18 protein-coding genes, 1 pseudogene and 1 riboswitch are annotated in these 22,579 nt (G+C 53.3%); of the genes and pseudogenes, 4 read left to right on the top strand and 15 right to left on the bottom strand.

The genetic code is table 11. The features are described from left to right. Together tnpA and BUA65_RS15640 are read right to left on the bottom strand one after the other, a co-directional pair. The coding region (tnpA, locus tag BUA65_RS15645; RefSeq protein ID WP_072871052.1) for an IS66 family insertion sequence element accessory protein TnpA at positions 1-257 on the bottom strand (257 nt) is incomplete at its 3' end. Positions 258-696: 439 nt separating this feature from the next. Then, positions 697-1,041: a CGGC domain-containing protein gene (locus BUA65_RS15640; protein ID WP_072871050.1), complete on the bottom strand. Its 345-nt coding sequence runs from the start codon at positions 1,039-1,041 to the stop codon at positions 697-699. Between the two features lie 177 nt (positions 1,042-1,218). On the opposite strand from BUA65_RS15640, the gene BUA65_RS15635 reads away from it, so the two are divergent. Then, complete coding sequence (locus tag BUA65_RS15635) at positions 1,219-1,770, top strand: Uma2 family endonuclease (RefSeq protein ID WP_072871049.1); 552 nt, start codon at positions 1,219-1,221, stop codon at positions 1,768-1,770. A 29-nt stretch (positions 1,771-1,799) separates the two neighbouring features. Here the strand turns inward: BUA65_RS15635 and BUA65_RS15630 are convergent, their stop codons facing one another. The 7 genes and pseudogenes from BUA65_RS15630 to BUA65_RS15595 all read right to left on the bottom strand — a co-directional run bounded on the left by BUA65_RS15630 (position 1,800) and on the right by BUA65_RS15595 (position 12,174). Continuing rightward, on the bottom strand, positions 1,800-2,672 hold the full coding sequence (locus BUA65_RS15630) for an FmdE family protein (protein ID WP_131821535.1): 873 nt from the start codon (positions 2,670-2,672) through the stop codon (positions 1,800-1,802). A gap of 423 nt (positions 2,673-3,095) precedes the next feature. Beyond that, positions 3,096-3,674 carry an FmdE family protein gene (locus BUA65_RS15625; RefSeq protein ID WP_072871045.1) on the bottom strand — a complete coding sequence of 193 codons (579 nt, stop codon included), beginning with the start codon at positions 3,672-3,674 and terminating at the stop codon, positions 3,096-3,098. A 269-nt stretch (positions 3,675-3,943) separates the two neighbouring features. Beyond that, positions 3,944-4,462, bottom strand: coding sequence for a GNAT family N-acetyltransferase (locus BUA65_RS15620; protein WP_072871044.1), 519 nt, complete (start codon positions 4,460-4,462; stop codon positions 3,944-3,946). Between the two features lie 306 nt (positions 4,463-4,768). Next, positions 4,769-5,216: pseudogene (locus BUA65_RS15610) on the bottom strand (oligopeptide/dipeptide ABC transporter ATP-binding protein); the annotation flags it as partial. A 348-nt stretch (positions 5,217-5,564) separates the two neighbouring features. After that, positions 5,565-6,638 carry a radical SAM/SPASM domain-containing protein gene (locus tag BUA65_RS15605; RefSeq protein ID WP_072871042.1) on the bottom strand — a complete coding sequence of 358 codons (1,074 nt, stop codon included), beginning with the start codon at positions 6,636-6,638 and terminating at the stop codon, positions 5,565-5,567. 34 nt (positions 6,639-6,672) lie between these two features. Further along, complete coding sequence (gene cobN, locus BUA65_RS15600; protein ID WP_072871040.1) at positions 6,673-10,446, bottom strand: cobaltochelatase subunit CobN; 3,774 nt, start codon at positions 10,444-10,446, stop codon at positions 6,673-6,675. 18 nt (positions 10,447-10,464) lie between these two features. Next, a complete protein-coding gene (locus tag BUA65_RS15595) occupies positions 10,465-12,174 on the bottom strand; it encodes a carbon-nitrogen hydrolase family protein (protein WP_242656361.1) in 1,710 nt (569 codons plus the stop codon). 258 nt (positions 12,175-12,432) lie between these two features. Beyond that, positions 12,433-12,713, bottom strand: a riboswitch (cobalamin riboswitch). Positions 12,714-13,014: 301 nt separating this feature from the next. Between BUA65_RS15595 and BUA65_RS15590 the strand changes: the two genes are divergently transcribed. Genes BUA65_RS15590 through BUA65_RS15580 form a run of 3 tightly spaced genes read left to right on the top strand, consistent with a single transcriptional unit; the run spans position 13,015 to position 15,050 of the window. Further along, positions 13,015-13,482, top strand: coding sequence for a MarR family winged helix-turn-helix transcriptional regulator (locus BUA65_RS15590; protein ID WP_072871039.1), 468 nt, complete (start codon positions 13,015-13,017; stop codon positions 13,480-13,482). Further along, positions 13,460-14,260 (top strand): ATP-binding cassette domain-containing protein, encoded by an 801-nt coding sequence (locus tag BUA65_RS15585; RefSeq protein ID WP_072871037.1) that lies wholly within the window; start codon positions 13,460-13,462, stop codon positions 14,258-14,260. The genes BUA65_RS15590 and BUA65_RS15585 overlap by 23 nt, the downstream gene beginning before the upstream one ends. Continuing rightward, positions 14,217-15,050 carry an ABC transporter permease gene (locus tag BUA65_RS15580; protein WP_114281519.1) on the top strand — a complete coding sequence of 278 codons (834 nt, stop codon included), beginning with the start codon at positions 14,217-14,219 and terminating at the stop codon, positions 15,048-15,050. Before BUA65_RS15585 ends, BUA65_RS15580 begins: the two co-directional genes overlap by 44 nt. 2 nt (positions 15,051-15,052) lie before the next feature. On the opposite strand, the gene BUA65_RS15575 is transcribed toward BUA65_RS15580, so the two are convergent. The 6 genes from BUA65_RS15575 to BUA65_RS15550 form a co-directional block, all read right to left on the bottom strand. After that, positions 15,053-15,766, bottom strand: coding sequence for an ABC transporter permease (locus BUA65_RS15575; protein ID WP_242656360.1), 714 nt, complete (start codon positions 15,764-15,766; stop codon positions 15,053-15,055). A gap of 241 nt (positions 15,767-16,007) precedes the next feature. Next, entirely contained in the window at positions 16,008-16,844 is an 837-nt protein-coding gene (locus tag BUA65_RS15570) for an ABC transporter permease (RefSeq protein WP_072871032.1), read from the bottom strand. Further along, entirely contained in the window at positions 16,798-17,715 is a 918-nt protein-coding gene (locus BUA65_RS15565) for an ABC transporter ATP-binding protein (RefSeq protein WP_242656359.1), read from the bottom strand. The genes BUA65_RS15570 and BUA65_RS15565 overlap by 47 nt, the downstream gene beginning before the upstream one ends. A gap of 125 nt (positions 17,716-17,840) precedes the next feature. Beyond that, positions 17,841-18,662: an ABC transporter ATP-binding protein gene (locus BUA65_RS15560; protein ID WP_072871030.1), complete on the bottom strand. Its 822-nt coding sequence runs from the start codon at positions 18,660-18,662 to the stop codon at positions 17,841-17,843. 83 nt (positions 18,663-18,745) lie between these two features. Continuing rightward, a complete protein-coding gene (locus BUA65_RS15555) occupies positions 18,746-21,109 on the bottom strand; it encodes a copper amine oxidase N-terminal domain-containing protein (protein WP_207543916.1) in 2,364 nt (787 codons plus the stop codon). Positions 21,110-21,128: 19 nt separating this feature from the next. Beyond that, positions 21,129-22,562: a stalk domain-containing protein gene (locus BUA65_RS15550; protein ID WP_072871054.1), complete on the bottom strand. Its 1,434-nt coding sequence runs from the start codon at positions 22,560-22,562 to the stop codon at positions 21,129-21,131. Positions 22,563-22,579 lie beyond the last annotated feature (17 nt).

Genomic DNA, 22,579 nt, shown 5'->3' with positions numbered 1-22,579 from the left:
ATGTTGGCCGGTCCTATTTTGACCAGTAAAGTATGGTCCTCTTCTATAAATGACTGGTTGCTTATTTCCACCGGCAGCCACCGGTTTGATTTTCCTGGGGTAACTCCGTTCCGGTCTTTAAACTTTCGCAGCCAGTACCATAACTGCCTGGGGCTGATGCCTTCATGGGCGGCGCACCATTCTCTGACGCTTTGCCCACTCATCTTGTATTCGGCTATTCGGGTTTCCCATAGCGCTTCCCGTTCGGCTTTGGTCATAAGAAAAAATCCTCCTCATCGAGCTTTTATCTGAGGAAGATTATCCCTTAAACTTGGGTATTATGCCAAGGTGGGTTGTATTTGACGCTTACTTTAAGGCCAGCAACCGCCGCAGGTTATGTTCCTTATCTTTCCACTTGATCATCCAATCTGCAGGATAGATGGCAAAATAGATTTTCCGCAAACAGCCGTTTTATCGCTCCTCTCTTCTGGCAATTAAAAACGGGCAATCAAAAACCCCCGCTACGCATAAAGCGGGGGCATGGAAAATCAGACCGAAATCAAGTTTCTACTAAGAAAATCCATTTCTTTTAGCCGTTACCTTTTTCCAGGAACCGCTATCGTTAAGCAGACGGAAGCCGGATTGGATGCCCGGGGCGTTTGAAGATTTCCCCTTTCCCTTAAAAAGAGAACTATCCGCTTCTCTTTTAAACGTCAGCTATGCGTAATCATGAGTTCCCTTGACTACCTTTACCCCAAACTTTTCCGTAATCTTTTTGGCAAGCTCGTCCACATCCCTGTAGGGACAGGCCGGCCATGCGTTGACCATGCAGGTGGAAAGGTGGATAACATCAAAATCTACATTCTTCTTAACACAACCGATGTTTGGAATCAATGATCTCCCTGGACATTCACAGGCCAGGAAACCCACCACATTTACAGCATCGTAATCCTTGAAATTACCCTCCCGGTCCCGGGCGGCTTTAAAACACTTCCACTCGCCGGGGCAGCCATAACCCTGAGATAAATAGGAACCACAGCTGACGATAAGTACATTCACCATTGACCACTCCTTTTTGCTTTTGTTTTACTATATTATTATCAATATGTCAATTATTTAGTATACATGGTGTGTATTTAACTTTTCCACAGTTACGTGTTATACTTTTACTTAAGCAGAACTTAATCACTTCGGACATTTTTTTAATTTTTCGGGACCCTGGACCGGGAGGGGTGTTTTATGTCTTCCATCCCTGAGCACTTGAAGTTTACCTACGAAGATTATCTGCTTTTACCTGAAGACAGGCGGTATGAAATTATCGGAGGCGATCTTTTCATGACTCCTTCTCCCAAGCGGGCGCATCAACAAATAAGCAGAAACTTGACTACCATCTTATGGTCCTACGTTAAAGCCCACGGCCTGGGAGAAGTTTACGATGCGCCATTTGATGTGCTTTTCAGCCGCCACGATGTGGTGCAGCCGGATGTGCTCTTCGTGAGCCGCGAGAACCTTTCGATTGTGGGGGAATACAACATTCAAGGGGCACCCGACCTGATCATCGAGATTTTATCGCCTTCTACTGCCGAAAGAGACCTTGACCTGAAGAAAAAGCTGTACGCCCGCCATGCCGTCAAAGAATACTGGATTGTGGATCCCGACGCCCGAAAAGTGACGGTATACCTGTGGAAGGACAACGATTACGTAAAAACCGGAGTTTACGGCGAAGAGGATAGCTGGCAACCTCATCTTTTGCCCGGCCTAACCATCAAGGGCAAGGAGGTATTTGCATAAGGACAATCATTAAAGAAACTGTTTTTACTTCAAACCATTTTTCTGGCTGCGCAGATCTGACATAAAAGCTCATCCTCTCCCACCACGGTTTTCTGCACTGCCACCACTTCGCCACAGCAGGAACATTTAACGTAGTCGCGGCGGCAGGCTGTTTGCGGCGGCCGCAGAAAGACCCTGGACTTCACGAACAAGCTCTCATCGGGAATACTCAATATCTCCCGCACGGCATCATCAATGGCCTGCTGGTATTCTTCTAAATCGGCTGCACTGGCCCGGCCGGCAACGATCCTCTTTTCTATATCACCCTGGTGGCTGAGGTCGACAATTGGGTTAATCAAGGCCACCCGCAGAGCCTCCTGCCGGGGTTCAGAACCGGCAGGGAAACTACCAAAGTAATAAACGTGTTTACCCAGGTCGTAGGCAAAAAAGTTCTGATTTCCTATGGTACAGCCTGTCATGAACTGTAAGGCATCAATGGCAGAGGTCATGTTTTCTGCCAAAACAAAGAAATCCTTTGCCTTTTCGCGCGTAAGGCCCAGTTCTTTTTGAGCAACCAGTCCAACCCGATAGCCTACGGCCAGTTCCGGGCAAAGATGCCCGTGAAAATGAACAATGTTTAAAAGGGGCACGGGAACCACCATTAACTTACTTGTTCCCTCTGGCAAAGAGAAAAAGTTATTTCTGCGGTTTGCTGGATACAAAGGAATCACATTGCTAAAACCATGACTTTCCTTTTTAGGAGGAACATCGTCCTTCACCCGGTACCTCAAAACCCACCTGCTTTTACAAAAGGGATATTCCTCTTTTTCGCGCATCAAAGTCAAGTTAAAGACGCCTCCATCGGTGAGCAAAAGGTAGTGCAGGTGACCTCCTGTCGACCTGGTTACCAGAATAGGCTCCAACACCTCGTAGTGTTTGTTGCGCCATTGAAACCCCAGGGGCGTCTGCTGGTGGTTATCGAACTGAACCGATACCTCTTCCTGGATGATGGTAATCTGATCCTGCTGGATCTTCGATAAAATTTCCTTGACATCCAGGGCAACTCACTCCCTTCATTTCATTATGAAAATTTACACCTGATGCAAAAAGAAAAAGCCACGGCGACCCTTTCCTTCTTGAAAAGGAAACCGTGGGCCTTCGTGGCCGTTTATTTTCGACCGCTCAAATTTATTTTTAAAGCCTATCCGTGTTGCACCTGTCCCGGTTAAAAAGGGTCGTTAAACGGAACCGGCTTCTGTACCCGGCAAGTTTTTCTTTCGTTCTCAACTCCAGTTTAAACTAGCCGTTAGAAAGTGTCAACAAAAATGTTGCTTAAGGTAAATAATCTATGCTGAGCAATCCTTACAGACCGGACGTCCCTCCTGAAAAAAGGCATGATCCTTCATCATTTCTTCGCCGCAGCGGCTGCAGGTCACCATTTGCAGACGGAGCTCGGGAAGAGATTTTTCCAAATTTACAACCTGCATTTCAAAAATTTCCTCAACCGGCCCTTCCAGAATGTACTTCATCAGGGGCTCCTGGCGGTGGTAAAACTCCTCCCGCTCCTCTTCTGTAGCTAAGCCGTTGGCTACCTTTTCCATGAGGGTTACAAAGCCATCACCTTCCCTGCTCAGCACTCCTGCTTTTAAGCTTACCCGCAAAGCTTGCTGCTCTCCCATACAGGCAAAGGTAAAGACGTATTTGCCGTTGTCCCTGTAGACAAAGTTTCTCTTGCCAAAGGTGCAACCCGACATCACCTGCACTGCGTCGGCGGCACAGGTACGGTTTTCCACCACGGCCACCAGGTCGTGCCCGGGGCTGCCAGCACCCAGTTTCTCCAGGGCCACCCTTGTTGCCCGGTACCCGATAGCCAGCAAACAACACGGGTGCCCATGAAAGGCAATTACTTTTTCCCAATCGGTCATCAGAAAGCCCCTCCTTTCTTTAAAACACGGATCGATAAGGGCCGCGCAGTCCATCAACTAGACATATGCAAGTAACACGCGCAAGTTACATGCAGCACCATGAACCGGAACACCGGATGCACACAAAAGCCATGAAACCCACTCCCTCGCTTCGACGAGGACCAAGGGATGGAAGGCAATACATTTTTCCACAGCTTCAGCAAATCAGGGAGGACATCTGAAACGGGCTGCACTGATCATCCCCACCATTTGAAAAGGCCTGTAGGAACTTACGGCAATAGAATTTTTTCCATATGGACAGTTTGCTGGGAACCACCTTCATACAGCCTCAGCTTGAACCCCTGCGCATGCCAGAATTCATAACCACCTGGAAGGTACATGTGGGTATAAAGATAAATTACTTTATACCCTGCTCCCCTGCAGAATTGTTCAGCCTCTTTAACCAACAGGGAACCAATTCCCCTCCTCCGGTATTTCCTATCAACGTAACATTTGGCCAACTCCGCCGTCGCCTTTAAATCATAAAAACCCTCTAAAACCTTAATTCGCCCATCATAACGGCGTACAGCCAGGGTTCCAGCGATTTCGCCATTTTCATTAAAAGCGACCAGAAAGGTATTTCCCCGGGTATGAAGGTAAAATTCTTCGAAATTAAGCAGGTCGCTGTCCCAAACAGGGTCAATTCCTCTGCCATAAACTTCTTTGATCATTTTAAAGGCAAATTCCGTGGCGGGCTGGATATCACTATTACCTGGTCTTTTAATAAAGATCCTTGTGCTTTTTGACATACAAACCACCACCTTTTATTCCGGAGCAATGAAATCTGAAGTTAACTAAGGCCTGACAGTTACGTCCGGATTCAGTAAATAAAACTCGGGCGGAGATGATTCAATACCCTCGACTTTATTGCTTACAGCCAGGAGAGACTTGGGATAGACCAGAAAGGCAAAAGCCGCGTCATTTAGTACGACCTGTTGGTCTTCTTTCGCAATGGCATTTCTTTCCTGTACGTTAAAGGTTGTTTTCAGTTTATCGGCCAGTGAATCAAGCCTGGGATTGCTATATTTCCCAAAGTTAAAACTTGCCCCCGTTCCCGCCTGCGGGCAACGGGGGAAGAAGGCGCAATGGGCCGGGAGATTGAGAAGCGACGGCGGCTGTCCCTCAACCGGCACCAGTTCTTCCTTGCCCAGGCACGGTACGGAACGGAGCAAAGCCCGGGTGTAGGGGTGGGCGGGAGGGTCAAATATTTGCGCCACCGGGCCGAGCTCCACAATCGATCCGGCGTACATCACCGCCACTTCGTCAGCCATGGCCGCGACCACCCCCAGGTCGTGGGTGATGAGGATGATCGCCATCCCCAACTCTTCCTGCAGCCGCTTTCAGCTCCGCCAGGATCTGGGCCTGGACGGTAACGTCCAGGGCGGTGGTGGGCTCATCGGCAATCAAAACCTTCGGGCGCATCGAGAGCGCCATAGCCATCATCACCCGCTGGCGCATGCCCCCGGAAAGCTGAAAAGGGTACAGGCGCATAAGCCTTTCCGGAAGGTTGCCGCCGGCAACACCAGATGCTCTGGCCCGCTCCGGCCCATTACCGGCAAAACACCCAGCTTCACGGCAAAAAGGTATCATTTAATGCACACTCCCGAAGGAAATAAAAAAGCCTGAAAATTAAAAGCCACGAAAAAGCAACCCCCTTCCGGTGAGGAAGACATTGCCTTCGTGGCTTTTTCAGTTCGAGTTTTTAACTGTTTAAAAAACCGACGACTTCGGTCGCCTTATTGGCAAAAAATATTCTTTCATTACTTCATAATACTACATTGACTTAAAAACTCCTGCAAGGTGAAACAAAAATTTTTTTCAAATGTTGGTAACCTGCAGGTAATTCATATATCAGGCATAATTATTCTCCTTTCCAACAACATTTAGATAGACTTTCCTCAACAGGCAATCTGCCTTACAGGCACGGTCCACCCGGCCGGTAAAGGCATAAGCACGGGCGGGGCAGCCGCCGCCGCACAGGTATCTATGCCAGCAATCCCGGCAGCCGGCCATCACTTCTACAGTACGCCCCAGGAGCGACGTTCCGGCCAGCGCTTCGGCCAGGGAAAACCTCCCGTCCGTGATCCGGCCCAGGTAAAATTCTGTCAGGCCGGACAGGGAAGCACAGGGATAAACCGAGCCGTCGGGCATTACGGCCATGGACTGCCCGGTGGTGGCATAACAATAATGCTGCCTGGTTATTCCCCGGTGTAGCTGGTATTTCAACCTCTCCACTTCCCGAAAGCGGATCAATGGCCCGCCCAGCCGGGCTATTTCCTCTGCCCGCTTTATGGCTGCTTTGACCTGCTGGCTCAGAAGCTCCGGCTCCGGCGGTGCTACGCGCCCCTCCCGACCCCTGCCCAGAAGGCGCAGCAGGTCCAGAGAAATCCCATACACATTCCCCAGGTAAGCAGCCAGTTCCACCAGCTGAGTCAACCCCGCCGTGCTTTCAGCCGTTAAAACCACCGTCAGACCTACCTTGATTCCTTCTGCAGCCAGATTTTGCAATCCCCGGATTACAGCCAGGGTAGAACCCTCACCCCCGGCAAAAGGGCGCAGCCGGTCGTTAATCTCCGGACGACCGTCCAGGCTCACCCCTAGCGCCACGCCCAGGGACTTTAATTCCCGGGCCACTACGGGGGTGATCAGCGTTCCGTTGGTCTGCAGCTGTAATTTAACGGAAAGCCGGCGTGACCGAACGTAGGCCACAACCTCTCTTACCAGGGGCAGGTTTAACAGAGGCTCGCCGCCGGAAAACTGGATTTTAAAAGATCGGCTCCGGGCGGCGGCATAATCCACCGCCTGCCGGGCCACCTCCCAGGTCATGTGTTCTCTGCCTTCGCCTCCCCGGGCATAGCAATAAACGCAGCGCAGGTTACAGTCCGTGGTCACCAGCAAAATAAGGAGCTTTATTTTTTCAGTCATTTGCTCCCACCCGTTAATTTTTACACACTTTCCTTTACTTGTTTAACGGCCACTCCGTCCGGGCCTCCAGTTCCCCTTCTATGTCCAGGTAAAGTTCTCTTAATGCCTCGTTCATTTCCGGTGCTGCCTGCCACATGCCCCTTTCAATGGCTTCCAGTAAATGTTCCACAATATTCTGCAAAGCCCAGGGATTGACTTCTTTAAACCACTCCTGCATGGATGGATCCAGGGCATACTTATGTGCCAGAGCCTCGTAAAGCCAGTCCTCCAGCACCCCGGCGGTGGCGTCCCAGCCGAAAGCCACCTCCACCAGGTGGGAAAGGTCCCCCGCTCCTTTATAGCCGTGGCGTTTCATACTCTCAATCCACCTGGGATTAAGTACACGAGCGCGGAAAATATGCTTTGTTTCCTCGTCGAGAGTACGCATCCGCACCCGGGCGGGGTCGGAACTGTCGCCGCTGAAAGACAGGGGCAATGTTCCCCGGATTGCCTTCACCGCTGCCACCATCCCGCCGTGGTAGGAGTAAAAGTCATCGCTGTCATACATATCGATCTCGCGGGTATCCTCATTTTTCACGGTAGCTTCCACCAGGGCCAGGCGCTGCCGGAAAGCAGGCCGGGCATCTTTACCAAAAGAGCGCCGGCTGTAAGCATAACCACCCCAGGTGACGTAGACTTCCCCCAGGTCTTTCTCGTCCCGCCAGTTCCTGGCGGTTATGAGGTTACTCACTCCCGCCCCGTAACACCCCGGGGGATCGCTGAAAATACGCCACAAGGCTTCTTCCCGGGCCTGTTCCGGATTTATCCCCTGAGCTACTTTTTCTGCCACCTCCTGACGCACGTGGGCAGCTACAAAATTCAAATCTTCCGGCTCGTCCAGATTGGCCACCATTTCCACTGCCTGGTCAATCAAGTGGATGACATTTAAAAAGGCATCGCGGAACATTCCGCTGGCCCTTATAGTCACGTCTATCCGGGGCCGTCCCAGCTCCTCCAGGGGGATTACAGCCAGTCCCTTAATTCTCCCGCTTTTTTCATCCCATACCGGCCGGACTCCCATTAAGTACAACGCCTGGGCTATATCATCACCGCCCGTACGCATGTTGCTGGTAGCCCATACCACAATGCCAACACTCCCGGGATAGGTTCCCTTCTCCTGCCTGTACCGTTCCAGCAGGGCATCAGCCAGGGAGCAGCCCACCTGCCAGGCCGCACGGCTGGGAACAGCCTGGGGATCGACAGAGTAAAAATTGCGCCCGGTAGGGAGAATGTCAGCCATGCCACGGGTAGGAGCTCCCGAAGGTCCAGGGGGCACAAAACCCCCGGCTAAAGCGTTGAGGCAGTTGTCCAGTTCCTGCTTTGTTGCGGCCAGAGCCGGCACCAGCGTATTGACTGCGTATTCAAGCACCCGGCAAATCTCCTCATTTTGTTTTCCCAGGAGCTTTTGCACTATAAAGGGTGCTTCATTTGCCGTATAACCGCCATTTACGAAGGCTTCCAACAGCCGGCGGGCCAGGTGCTCAATTTCATCCAGCATTTCTCCATATGTACGTCCCCGATCTGGATCGAAATAGCCGGGATTTGACAGGAGTGCTTCATAGTTGAACCCTTTTATACCGGCTACCTGCTCCCGCAAAGACGGCACCGGGCCGTTGGGCAGGCGGGTTAGGGCTAGGAGCATTTCCACCAGAGCCTCGCCTGCCGGCGGCTGGCCCAAAATGTGCAGGCCGTCCCGGATTAAAGTATCTTTTATCTCGTGCAGGTACGAATGCAGGCGCTCCAAAAAATCCTCCCAGTCTTTTTCTGCTGCCTCCCGGGTTATTTTTAAATCTTTATCTAAATGAGCAAGAGCTACTTTTTCCCAGATCAGGTTGTGCAGGGAGGGCAACCTGGAAGCGTCCATCATCTTTGCTTCGTTATATTCCTTCAAAAGCACCTCAATTTCGACCAGCTCTTCATATGACCCGGCCCTGGTCATGACCGGCACCAGGTGGTCAATAATGCAGGCATGGGAACGGCGCTTGGCCTGGGTGCCTTCCCCTGGATTGTTTACAATATACGGGTAAACGTGAGGCAGATCGTTAATAGCCAGGTCCGGGAAGCAGGCCGCGGAAAGTCCTACCCCCTTGCCGGGAAGCCACTCCAGTGAGCCATGCTTACCAATATGAAAGACAATATCTGCTTGAAAAACATCCCGCAACCACCGGTAATAGGCTAGGTAGTGATGTGGCGGGGAAAGATCCGGGCTGTGGTAGATTTTCGACGGGTCTTCCAAAAAGCCTCGCGGCGGTTGCACGCCCAAAAACACGTTGCCCAGAAATATCCCGGGTACCAGCAAATGATCTCCGTAATAGAAAACCTCCCCGGGAGGAGGCCCCCAGTCCCGTTTAAGGTGCTCCTGTGAGATCCCGGGGAAAGCGGAAAACCACTCCCTGTAAGCACCTTTCTCCACCCGGGCGGCTGCCCGGCGCTCCAGTTCCCGGGGCTCCAGCCAGCCCCGCTCGTTGGTCAAGCCGGACAGGACTTTTTCCATCAAAGCCGCTCCATCGGGCGGCAAATCTTCAACCAGATAACCGGCCTTGTGCATGGCCACCAGCAGGCGGTGCACGCTGGCCGGCGTATCCAGACCGAAGGCGTTGCCGATGCGGTCGTTGCGGGGCGGGTAATTGTGCAGGATAATGGCCACTTTTTTCTCGCGGTTGGGCTTGCGCCTCAACCTTGCCCAGCGTAAGGCGAGGGAGGCCACTTTTTGCATTCGTTCGGCAACGGGCACATATTTAATTGGAGCTGCCCCGGTAAGGGGATCTCTTTCCAGCTCCTCCCTGGTAGCCACCGGCACAGTAATCAGATCGCCGTCAAACTCCGGCAGGGCCACACTCATAACCACGTCCAGCGGGCCGAGACCCTGCTGGCTGTTTTCCCATTCGCTACGGGACGCTACGGAAAGGATGGCTTTGACTAAGGGCACGCCCAGGCGCAGGTAGAGATCCTTTTCTTCAACCCGGCTAAAGGTTGGCGTGGCCATGGTTTGGGCAAACATGAGAGTGTTTACCACCACATCCACCAGCGGCCGGCCCTGGCGACTAAAGTAATTTTCCACCACCCAGGCTATCCCCCGGCTACCCAGCTCATCGTTTCTGGTCGCATACAGGAATACCGGCAGGGCTACACCACCCTGGTTTTCTATTTGATTGATCAGCTCGTCCACAAAGCCAGTGTTGCCGGTTACCCGGTAACTCTGGTAGAAAAGAATACCCACCACGGGTTTACCTTCCTTTAGTTTTTCCTCAAGAAGGGCTGCTGCCTGGGCCTCACTCTGACACCCCGGGTAATATAACCCTTCCCAGGGGAGGGGTTTGGGCTCCGGTACAGGGTAAAACTTTTTTAAATAACGGTTAATTGACCAGATGAGTAAATTTTTTAGGTTCTCCTCCCCGCCGTAACCAACATATAACCGGACAAGCCGGTAATCTTCTTCAGAAAGGTTGCTCAAGCCCAGGAGCGCCCGGGCATCATCCCCCGCCGAAGGCAGAACGGCCAGAGGTATGGCCTGTTCTCTGGCCAGGGCCGTTACCCGGTCGAAAGAGGGTAAGGAGTCCGGCCCACCCATCAGGTGCAGGATCACCAGGTGGCAGCAGGGAACCGTATCCAGTAACTCTGCTTGCTTTTCCGGGCCGGTTAAATCCCGCTTCGCGTATGCCAGAACTTCCACCAGGGGTCCGTATTCCCTCTGCACGCTCCTGACGGCATTACTGAGGCTGCCCAATTCACCCTCAATGGCCGTGTAAAACAATATTCTAAGCTTCATCCCATTCTCTCCCCTCTTCTAAAAAAGTTTGTAATGTGTCAGGAGGAGGTCATAATCTACTTCTTCCAGGAACTTCTTCTGCCTGGTTTCCTTCGGGTTTAAAAGCATAATGTTGATCCTGTCCTCATTAACAGGAGACACCAGCCGCACGCGCCTTTCAGAGTACCGGGAATAACTGTAAATTAAGCTGCCGCCCAGGGCACAAAAAGAACCGTTGGACCCCCACTGGTTGGCCACCACCAGGTGCATTTGTTCGGCTATCCTGGCTTCCCAGATAAACTGGCTTTTTTCATCATTCCAGAGGGCGGGAACACAGAGCACATCCACCCCCTGTTTGGCCAGACTCTCCAGGCTTTCCGGGAAAAACAAGTCATGCCCCAGTAAAAGGCCCACCCTGCCAAAGGGGAGGTCAAAAAAGCAAAAATCTTCCTGCCCAGGGCGAGCCCATTCCCTGTCGGACGGACTCAGGTGTATCTTTCTGTATTTTCCCAGCAATCCCGCCGGACCGATCAACACGGCAGTGTTAAACAGTTGGCCATCTTCCCTTTCCAACACCCCCATCACCACATACAGGTCCAGCTTTTCTGCCCTCCGGATAACGGCCCCGGCAACAGGGCCGGGAACCGGTTCGGCCAGTTCTTCTGCCTGTGATGGTTGAGATATGGCCCCTGTTACAGCAAGTTCCGGAAAAACAACCAGGTCGAGCTTCATACCCCTGCGGGCAGCCAGGTCTGCAGCCTGGTCCAGTAATGATAAAATGCGCCGGGTATTTCTCACCGGCTCTTTAGCCTGTGGAGCAAACTGAACAGTAGCCACGGCAAATTCCTTTCCTGCGGGCAACCCCAGCAGCGCCTCCGGTTCAAATTGGGAAAAGGTATCCAGCGTTATACCAGCATAAAATTCCGGCCGCCTGTCGCCCAGGAGGACACCGGCCCCGGGGGTAAAAATTTTTCCGTTTTTTAAAGGCAACGTGCCATAAAGAATGGTGTCATGCACAGACTGTACTTCTTTTAAAACGCTACCGTCGGGGCCAATGATGAACGATTGTGACGCATTACAGTTCATGCTTTTATCCTGGCCCGTACGGTTACAGGCCAGTACATAAACTCCGTTTTCCAGAGCCCGGGCACGCCAGAAAACTTCCGGCGGGTAGTGATGGGGCGGCCAGTTGGCCGGGATCAGCAGCACCCGGGCACCTTTCAGGGCAGCCATTCGCGCCGCCTTGTACCAGTATGTGTCGGCACAGATGAGCACACCCACTCTACCAAAGCAGGTTTCTGCCACCAACACGGGCAGGTTACCCCTGGCCGCCCAGAGATTTTCTTTAAACGCAGGGGCCAGCTTGCGATGCTCACCCATTACCCGGCCGTCGGAGCCTATGAGCACAGCAGTGTTATAATAAATACCCGATTTTGAATCCACTTCCGGCAGTCCCAGGCAGATGTAGACGCCGTACCGGCGGGCCAGGGCACCGAACAATTCCGTGGTCAGCCCGGGAACGGTCTCCACAAAGGGGGAAATGTCCCTCCTGCTTTCAAAGGTATAACCCGTGGTGGCCAGCTCGGGATTTACAATGATCCGGGCACCACTAGCCGCAGCCTCTTCATTTAAGGTAAGCAACCGCCGCAAGTTATGTTCCTTATCTTTCCACTTGATGACCGCATGGATTAAAGCCACCCTGACTTCTTCCGGCATATTTAACACCTCATTAAGAAACTTCTTTTCCACCCGGAAATCTCCGCCCGTCCGGCCAGATACAATATGAAATGAATGGGGCCTGCTGTCCGGCGGGGCGACGGTAGAGGCAGGAAGAAACTTTACTGGGGGCTACTGTTGCCAGCAGGCAGAAAAGCTGTCAACCCGCGTAGACCATCGCCTTTCTGGCACAGCCTAAAATACCTCCTTCCCGGGAAAATTAAAAAACCCCGCTGCCGTAAAGCGGGGTAAGGCAAAGTACTGGCTTACCACCTCCCTATCCGCGTAGGCAGCATGGTGAAAAACGGGGCAGGTCTCCTGGCTCGGGTTCATCGGGACTCCACGTCTTCCCATCCAGCACTCAGCCATGTTATGGTTCCCTTCGCCGTAACCTTATCGTAGCAGTAACCAATTTCTATCAAAGCAGAAAACAATCTTACTGAGTGCTGGACAGTGACATTATGTGGGTCCCTTCCCCCTCACAGTGGCGGGACCGCGCCGGATTTGCACCGGCTTCCCTTTTCAGCCTGCTCCCATCAGGGAAGCAGGACACCCCGTCCACATTATTCAACTGCTCAAAAACATAAAAGGCCTTTCCCATTCCGGGGCAGACCTTCGTGGCCGGCATTTCCATTCAATACCGGAATTATTTAAAATGAAAATTTCTACACCTGGGGTAACTTCTACATCCAACGACCAAATCCTCCTTACATTTAGAAGAAAAATTTTTTCGGAGAGGGTTACTATTCAGTCTACCTCATGCAATCCCTGCATACAGGCCGTCCTTCTTCAAAGATAGATAGTATAAATGTGAAATATATTGACCATCAAATTTTTTGATGGTATATTTTACTTGGAAAGACAGGTGATGTGATGAATAACAACGAGCAGTTGCTCACTGAAAAAATTGCCGATGCGCTCTGGCAAATCTGGCGTTACTGGCGTTTTACGTCCCACCCGGTAAAACAAGGTAAGATTACACTTGAGCAGTATTGGGTTTTGCACATCCTGCACCGGTTTGGACCACAGCGGATCAAAGACATTGCCGTGCGCATGGGTACCGGCTCAAGCTCGGTGACCATTACTGTCAAGCGACTGGAGCGGGATGGTCTGGTATGCAGAAAACGAGGAACGGAAGACGAGCGGGTGGTAACTGTGTATCTCACCGAGCACGGGCAGGCAGTATTTCACGCCTGGCGGCAGGAAAGGCACCGGGTTTTATCAGCCCTTTTTGAACCGCTCGACGGGGAGGAAAGACGCCAGCTTTATAGCCTACTGGAGAAAGTGCTGGGGCAGATGAAAGAAGGAGCGGTGTCCGGTGGAGGTAATTGTCGAAGTTGAACACCTGAAAAAATCCTTCGGCAAACACATCGCGGTAAAAGGTGTTTCTTTTAACATTACTGCCGGGGAGGTTTTTGGCCTGCTGGGGCCAAACGGAGCAGGTAAGACAACCATTGTACGCATGTTAACCACCCTGTTACTGCCTGATAGCGGCCGGGCAACGGTCTGCGGTTACGATGTGCGCCGGCAGGCGGCCCGGGTACGGCAATGTATCGGTTATGTACCCCAGGCCCTATCGGTGGATGGGGCACTCACCGGTTATGAAAACATGATGATTTTTGCCAAACTGCTTGGTTTAAAAGGAAGAGAAAGAGAAAGGCGTATTGCCGAGCTGCTGCATTTCATGCAACTGGACGATGCCGCCGGCCGGCTGGTGCGCACCTATTCCGGCGGTATGGTGCGACGACTGGAAATCGGCCAGGCTGTACTCCATTATCCGCGCGTGCTTTTCCTGGATGAGCCTACGGTGGGGCTGGACCCGGTGGCCCGCAGGGGAGTCTGGGAAATACTCGCGAAACTACGGCGGACTTCCCGTATGGCCATCCTGCTCACCACTCACTATATGGAAGAGGCCGATACAGTCTGTAATCGAATCGGCATACTTAATCGTGGCGAAATGGTGGTTACCGGCACGCCGGAGGAATTAAAGGCACTGGTGGGTAACCCCGATGCTTCCATGGATGATGTATTTACTTATTTTACCGGTAATTTTTTGGATGCGGGGGGAGATTTTCGTGGAATCAGACAGGTTCGCCACATCAGTCGCCGCCTCGGTTGAACCGGCGGCAAAATCAGGCGGCACAGTGCTGCAGGCACTAACAGACATGCTGGTCATTATTGAAATGGAACTGCGTAAGCTGCGCCACGAACCGACCGAGCTATTCACCCGGGCCGTGCAGCCTGTGCTCTGGCTGCTGATTTTCGGCCAGGCTTTCAGCAAGGTACGCGCATTTGACACAGGCGGGGTAACTTACCAGACTTATATGACCCCCGGCATCCTCTCGCAGTCGGTGATGTTTACAGCCATCTTCTTTGGTCTTTCGACTATCTGGGAAAGAGATATGGGTATACTGCAAAAGTTTCTGGCCATGCCCATACCCCGGGCGGCGCTGGTACTGGGCAAGGCTCTGGCAGCCGGAGTACGTGCCTTAAGCCAGGTAACCATTATTTTTCTGCTTGCGGCCATAACCGGCATACCCCTGCACTGGCACCCGGCCCTCCTGTCAGCAGCCGCCGGTGTGGTCATACTGGGAGCCGTATTTTTTGCCACCCTGTCCATGATTATTGCCGCCATTGTTAAAACCCGTGAACGTTTCATGGGTATCGGCCAGTTAATCACCATGCCCTTGTTTTTTGCTTCCAACGCACTGTATCCCATCTCCATCATGCCCGACTGGCTGCGCGTGGTGGCATCGGTCAACCCGCTAAGCTATATGGTGGACTTCCTGCGTGGCGCCCTTGTTACCGGCCAATTGACCAACTGGCAGGCCGACGTAGGAGTTTTGCTGGTAGCCTGCATTCTAGCTACAGCAGTGGGCACATACCTTTATCCCAGGATAGTCGCTTGATCTTAGCCATCCAATATTTTCAGCCTGAGCCAGCCCAGGGTAAATAAAACAACACTCCATCCTCCCAGCACCGCCGCCAGCCGCCAGTTGAATCCGTTCCCGGTCAGGGTGGTACGCAACAGTTCTGCCGCCGGGGTAAGGGGCAAAAGCCATACCACGTGCTGCAAGAATCCGGGCAGGCGCTCCACGGGGATCAGGGTACCGCTTAAAAAGGTGATGGGCACCAGGATGAATTCGCTAACCAGGGCCTGGTCGTCAAAGGAGCGCAGGCACAGGCCGATGAGCACGCCAAAAGTCCCGAAGCAAAGGGAGGCCAGCAGCATCGTCCCGAAAAAAGGCCAGTTTAGCTTTAAACCAGGGACGAGCAGGAATACCATTATCAGAACAATCAGGCCGGCTAAAAGGCCACGCATGGCGCCGGCCAGGGTGTAACCCAGGCAAATGGAAAAATTGCTCACCGGGGCCAGACGGTAGGCTTCAAAACTCTGGAAGTGAAGGCGCGTATAGAACATGCGCACCGTTACCGATGTCACCCCGTTATTGAACAAAGCCAGGGCCACCACGCCCGGCACTAAAAAGTCCAAATAGCTCATCCCTCCGGGCATGATCATCTGCAGCCGCCGCCCCACCCCGAATCCAAAGGAGAGCAAAAAGAGCATGGGGGAGAGCATGTAGGTGGCCAGATAGAGCCAGAACTTGCTCCGCCAGTAGATCATTTCCTCCCAGATAATTGGGTACCATGGGGGTAAAAAGCAGCGAGCCCTTACCCCGCCCGTGGTTGCCGGAACACGCAAGCAATACCACATCCTCTACAGAAACCGGCGCTTGAATATCCCCGGGTTCTGGTTACCCCAGCTTAACCCTGCCCTGCATCACGCTCGACCACGCGCCTAAGGGATCCACTGGGGCAACTCCAAAGAGCGGCATTCGAGCAGGCCGTAAAAGCCGCTGCCCTATTTAATCTTCCAGCCGCCACCTCAATAAGAAGTAAGCAACCAGGTACAGACCAGCCAACCAGCCCAGGCTCTGGAAAAACCACCCCGGCTTACCGGTACCGGTCAGGACAAGAGCGCGCAGGTTACATGTTGCCGCCGTCAGGGGCAGTCCCCAGCTCAAGCACTCCAGCGGACCGGGCAGTTGCTCCACCGGAAAAAAGGTGCCGCAGAAAAAGGTCATCGGAAACACGATCAGGTTGGTAAACATCAGTGTATCTTTATCACCCCCGGCGACCATGGCCACGGCCACCGCCAGGCAGGCAAAGGTGAGGCAGATAATTAATAATTGAATAAAGCAGAGAATGGAAAACTGGAAACCCTTGACCAGCAGGGACGCGGTCAGGAACACCACCAGGGAAGTAAGAAATCCCTTGATCCCTGCACCCAGCATGTGCCCGGTTAAAAGCGATCTGTTGGAAATGGGAGCCAGCAGGTACTCGTCCAGCACCCGGTAAAAAGTACGCCTCAGGGTAAACCAGTTCACCAGGTCGGCATAGCTTGCCGAAACTGCAGCCATGACCACCAAGCCGGGCACCAGAAAACCCAGATAACTGCCGGTGGCGGTAGCCGTTTTATCGCCCAGATTCCAGGCAAAAATAACTAGAAAGATCAGCGGCCTGTTCAATCCCCCGATGAGAAAGCGCCACCAGCGCCGCCGCCAGACCATTCCCATGGCCAGCACAATGGGCAGCCAGTCCAGACGGGCTAAAGGCGACCAGACTCTGAAAGGGCCCCCGGCCAGGGGGGTACCCTCACCGATAGATAACTTTTTGGACTGAAGCCAGTTCCCTTGCTTCACGGCCGGTCAGCTCCACAAAAACATCCTCCAGGCTCGTGCGCCGGACTACCGTATCACATTCTTTGCTCTGGGCATACGCCTTTGCTTCGCTCCGGGTGGCGAAGAAATGCCGCTCGGTACCCTGTTCGTTCAAGAATTCCACGCAGTAATTCCCCAGCCTCTCCTTTAATTCCGCCGGCGTCCCCAGGGCGATAAGCCGGCCGTGATCAATGATGCCCACCCGGTGACACAGGCTGTCCGCCTCTTCGATGTAATGGGTGGTCAAAAGGACCGTCATCCCGTCCCGGTTCATCAGCTGGATCAAGTCCCAAATCTTTCGGCGGGTCTGCGGGTCCAGGCCAATGGTCGGTTCATCCAGAAAGAGAATGGGCGGGCAATGCAGCAGGGCCCGGGCAATGAGCAGGCGGCGGGCCATACCGCCCGAATAATGCTGTACCCGTTCATCAGCCCGGGAAGAGAGGCCTACATAATCCAGCAACTCCTCAATACGCCGCTCCCGCTCAACCCGGGACATCCTGTGCAGCAGGGCATGGAGCAAAAGGTTTTCCCGCCCGGTTAATTCCCGCTCCAGGTTATTTTGCTGGGGCACCACGCCGATGCGCTTCTTAACCTCCACCGGGCAGGTAGCCACGGGGTAACCGGCCACATATAGCTCTCCGGCGGTGGGCCTGGTCAGGGTCGTGAGCATGCGGATGGTGGTGGTTTTGCCGGCCCCGTTGGGGCCTAAAAGGCCAAAGATTTCCCCCTGCAAAACCTGAAAACTCACGCCGGCTACAGCCGTTATACGGCCGTAGTTTTTGACTACGTCCTTCAGTTTGATCATTACCGCCGGCTGTTCTTGTACACAGGTATCGGCTCCGGCACCTTTCAACCTCTCCCGCTCCTTCCACGCCCTTCCTTTAGACCTCCGGCGACTTATATCCGCCCAGAGGGCATGGAATCATATCCCAGATAAAACTGGTCAACCAGACCCTCTCAAAGTAGATTTACCAATCGTCATCCCTGAGCAGCCAGAACTACCTTTACCATTCCCTTCGTTCCGGTCATATCCAGCGGCGCCACCGGCGTCACCTGCAGGCCCCACCTAGTCTCTGTTACCACTGCTTCGACCCCATATACAACACGAATATTCTCCGGCGTAAGCACCGTTTTGGGAGTACCGGCGGCAACAATACGACCGTTATGCAGCAACAACAAACGATCGCTAAAGCGGCTGGCCAGATTGAGGTCGTGAAGCACCATTACCACCACCCGCCCCTGTTCCGTGGCAAGTTCCCGCATCCGCGCCAGAACCTCAAGCTGGTAACGTATATCCAGGGTCGCCGTGGGTTCATCCAGTAGAAAAACCTCGGGCTCCTGGGCCAAGGCCCGGGCAATAAGCACTTTCTGGCGCTGGCCGCTGGAAAGTTCACCGAGCTGCCGCTCCCCCAAGTCGGTTAAACCCAAATATGCCAGCGCTCTGGTTACCGCAGCAAGGTCGCCATGGCTAACTCCCCAGGTGAGGTGGGGACGGCGTCCCTGCAGCACCGTTTCCAGTACGGTGCACGGAAAAGCCTGCCCCGTACCCGGTGGGGGCACGTACCCCAAATAGCGGCCCACATCCCGGCCGCGAAGAGCGGCCAGGTTTTTCCCGTCCAGAAAAACCGTCCCCATACGCGGCTTCAACACCCTGGCCAGGCAGCGCAAAAGGGTACTCTTGCCGGAACCATTGGGCCCTATAATGCCCAATGTCTCGCCGGCCTGTACTTTAAAGGTCACATCTTCTAGAACTGATACGCTTCCGTAGGAAAAACACACGCCCTTAACTTGAAGCCGCACCCCGATTTCCTCCTCTCCTGGATACAGTACCGGGGGTTCGCTGGTTTACGAAGCACCCCCGGTACTACCTTTAATTTAATTAACTAACGAATAATCACCTGCTGGGCATCTTCCTTCCACTCTGCCTGCAGCCCCAACGCCTGGGCTACAAAACGGTATGGTAGCATTGTCCGCCCGTTGACTATTTCCGGCGCTGCATCAATAGAGATGGGCACACCCTGGATGAGATAGGCCTTTTGCCCCACCTTGAACTGGACCACCCGCTTGCCGGCCAGAAGGGTTACGGTCTGATTTGAACCGTCCCACAGGATGTTTTCGTCATTCAGGCCGGCAGCCAGGGCAAGGTACCTTACCGGAGCATAGGTGCGGCCGTTCTTAACGTAAGGCTCCACGTCCATTTCCTTTTCCGTGCCGCCGACTTGATACATTTTACTGCCAATGGTGAATACAGCCGCCACCCTAATCTGATCCGGGGCAGGGGTGCCACAAGTGGCCAGAGGTACTTTCAGTTCATTTAATGTACTGGAAAAAATCATTTCAGTCTCGCTTAAGGCACTGCCGCTTACCTTCAGATTGACCACGCCTTCCGGAACTGTTCTATCTACGGTTAACACCATACCGCTGACCGTGATGGTACTACCCTGTGTTTCTGTACCGCTACTTGTTTCAGTACCACTACCGGTTACTCCCCCTTCTGTACTGCTGGCGGACTTTTCTTCTGCTTCATTGGTGGGGGAACCTTCAGACTGCGCAGCAGATTCCTCAATCGGTTTACTAACAGGACTGACACTGGATGTCTTGACAGGAATCACCAGCACCCGGTCGCCCTGTTCGAGTCTGATATTAGTTTTGTCTAAAACCAGATCTCCGGTGCTCACTTCCACCACCGGTTTTTGAGCGAAAGTAACGCCTTCAGGTAGCTCAAGCCTGAGGAATGCCGTGGCACCGCTGGCGTCCCTGGCCCGCACAGCACCAGGCATATTTTCGGTAATCGTCAGCTTGCCGCCGGGCTGGTTGGGAACACCAATGCGTACCGTGGTCTTTTCTGCAACCACCGCAACCGGAGGCTGCACATGGGCTACAGTTACGGTACCCCTGGCCCCGGCAGAGCCGCCCACGGTGATATCCACCTGCTCGGGAGCATCCAGAGCCAGGTCAACCGTGGCATATTTGAAGCAAAAAGCGGTTCTCTCAGTACCTGACCTGATCACGGTAAATTTGACTGTTTGTCTGTCATCGCCTACCGGTATGGGACCGCTTAGTTCCCCATTTCCGGCTTCCCTTTTTACTGTGGGATAAGTGTTCCATTTAACTCCTTCAGGTAACGTTAGGGTGATGGTACGACCCCTGGCCAGATCACCGGCCATCCCCTCAGTCACGGTAAACTCTCCTATCCGCTGGTTGCTGTGGCCGGCAACAACATCGGTGGCAGTTTTGCCGTTGACGGTTGCTCCTGCAGTGCTGTATTCAGCTACTGTAAGCAGAGCCGGATCAACGCCCGGATTGTTGCCCTCGTAGCTTACCTGCACATTACCGGACCGGGCCATGCTTTCGTCCACGGAAACAGTTCCCGAAATAACCACCCGCCCCACCCCGGTATCCTTCGTGGTTTCTTTTTTGATTTGTAAATACAGAACACTCCTGCCACTGGCATCCTCACCAATGGCATAATCAATATCACCTGACTGCCACCCCCAGCTCGGGAGCAGAACTACGGTTTGCCAGGTAAAACCAGGGGAAAGGATAAATTTTACCGTATCCTGTTTTCTGAAATCGGTACCGTTCATTTTAAGAGCCCCGGGGACATTCTCCTTAAGGGTAATATTAGCCACTTTCCCCCCCACGTCGGTCAAGCTTTCCGGCGAAGCAGCCGTAGCCGTACTTCCACCAATGGAAACATTGGCCACCGTAACTGTACCTGGACTAAACCCGCTGCCTGAAGGAGCATCGAGGGTTACATCTATCTTCCCGGATTCCTCAGGCGGCAGGGCCTTGATATAAACCTGGTCGAAGTAGATGTAGCAGCGGAAAGTTTTACTTGTAGGTGCTCCGCCAGCACTAACTTTAAGGCTAAAAGTGTTCAATCCTTCTTTTTGCAGAGCAACGCCACTTCCGCCCAGAGAAATCTCATCTCCCACGCTGTACACCGCATAAGGAACAGTATATTCATCTGTTGAAGGCCAGTAGGAGCCGCCAGGAAAATAAAAGCGCAATTTCTGCAGTTCCACAAAGGAAGGCAGGCTGATGGTAACCCAGTCTCCTTTTTTAATGGAGTTGGCGTACTCTTCTTTGAGCAGTAACGTGCCCAGGGCCACCGTGCTATCGGCACTAACAGTAGGAGTTTCCTGGGCTTTAACTGTTGTATAGGCCGCTGCCGGCCCGGCCGCAGTCAGCAAAAAGCAGGATACGCAAATCAACACCAGAATTTTGCGCAGCATGGCTGTCATCTATCCTCCTTTAAAACTTTTATTTCTCCGGATAAACATAAGCCCCTTTAAGCTCTATGCCGTGAAATTTCTTGAGCATCTCTTTGTGGATCGCCTCCGGGTTAACATCACGGAAAAGCTGCGGGTAGAGCCACTTCGCCATGTAGGCCATCCCCACGATCGCCCGCGGCCCGGTGAAGATCTCGCTGGAGAGCATGTAGACCTTCCCCTGCTGCACGGCGGTAATTTTGTTCCAGCCGGAGCGGCGCATCATTTCCGTGCGCTTCTTTTTCATTGCGTCCGCATTCTCCCCGTAACCGCTGGGAACGCTGGTGCTGCACGCTTTAATGATCACCTGCGGGTTCTGGGCCACCAGCCACTCGGAACTTATCTTCGGGTAGGGCGCCCGCAGCCCGGCACCGATATTCCGGGCCCCGATGCCGTCCAGAAGCTCGGCACCGCCGGAGCCCGGACCACTCAGCGTGTAGTCGGTGTACTGCTCCAAATAGACCAGCGGCCGCTTATTGAGCGGTATTTTCTTTGTCCGCTCCGCAAACAGCTTCCGGTACTTCTCAATGTAAGCGATATAAGCTTCCGCCTCTTTCCTGCGGTTGAGAATAGTCCCCAGGGTGCGGATGTCCTGTGCCATCGTTTTAATCTTGTAGCAATCTAAAAACACCACTGGTATGCCTGCCCGCTGGAGTTGTGCTACGATCTCCGGCTTTAAGAAGTTGCCGTAGCCGAAAACGACGTCGGGCTTGAGGGCCAGAATCTTCTCCACGCTGGGAGTAAAAGATTTACCGACATCTTGCGCCTTCTTGAGCCGCCCGGCGTAAAACTTATCCTGTAACGTATAACTCGATGCCCCCACAATTTTATCCGCATCCCCGAAGGCACAGATCAATTCGGCTACATCACCGTTTACCTCCACAATCCGCTGCGGCGGGCAGGGAACGCTCACCGTGCGCCCCATGGAATCCTTGATGGTAATCCGCTTTGACGGCGCAGGAGCGCTCCTGCTACCGGCACTACCGCTACCGGTAACAATAATCACTGTGCGTTTCGTCTCGTTCCAGTCCACTTTGGCGCCCAGCGACTCGCCGATAAAGCGCAGGGGCACCAGGGTGCGGCCGTCTAATATCTTCCCCGGCATGTCCAGGGCCACTGGTTTACCGTTTACATGAGCCGTATACCGCCCAATGACCAGCTCAACGGTGGATGTTCCCTTCCTGCCGGTTACCTTCTGCGTTTTCTCGTCCCAGCGGACCTCGGCCCCTAACGCCTCGAAGATCGCCCGCAGCGGTACGAGGACGCGGCCCTTTTCCATCACGGGCGGCACATCAGAAGCCAGCCTGACGCCGTCAACCTGCACGTCGATGGTGGCCGCCTGCGCCGGAAGAACATTTCCCCCGGACAGGGCAAAAAGAAACACCAGACATAAGAAAAGAAGTACAGCTTTTTTAATCCCTGGCATTAAAGACCCTCCGTCAT

The organism is Desulfofundulus thermosubterraneus DSM 16057, from assembly GCF_900142025.1.
GTDB classification, from domain to species: Bacteria; Bacillota; Desulfotomaculia; order Desulfotomaculales; family Desulfovirgulaceae; genus Desulfofundulus; species Desulfofundulus thermosubterraneus.
The sequence above is the reverse complement of the archived record's forward strand: the minus strand, read 5'-3'. Positions and strand labels throughout refer to the sequence as shown.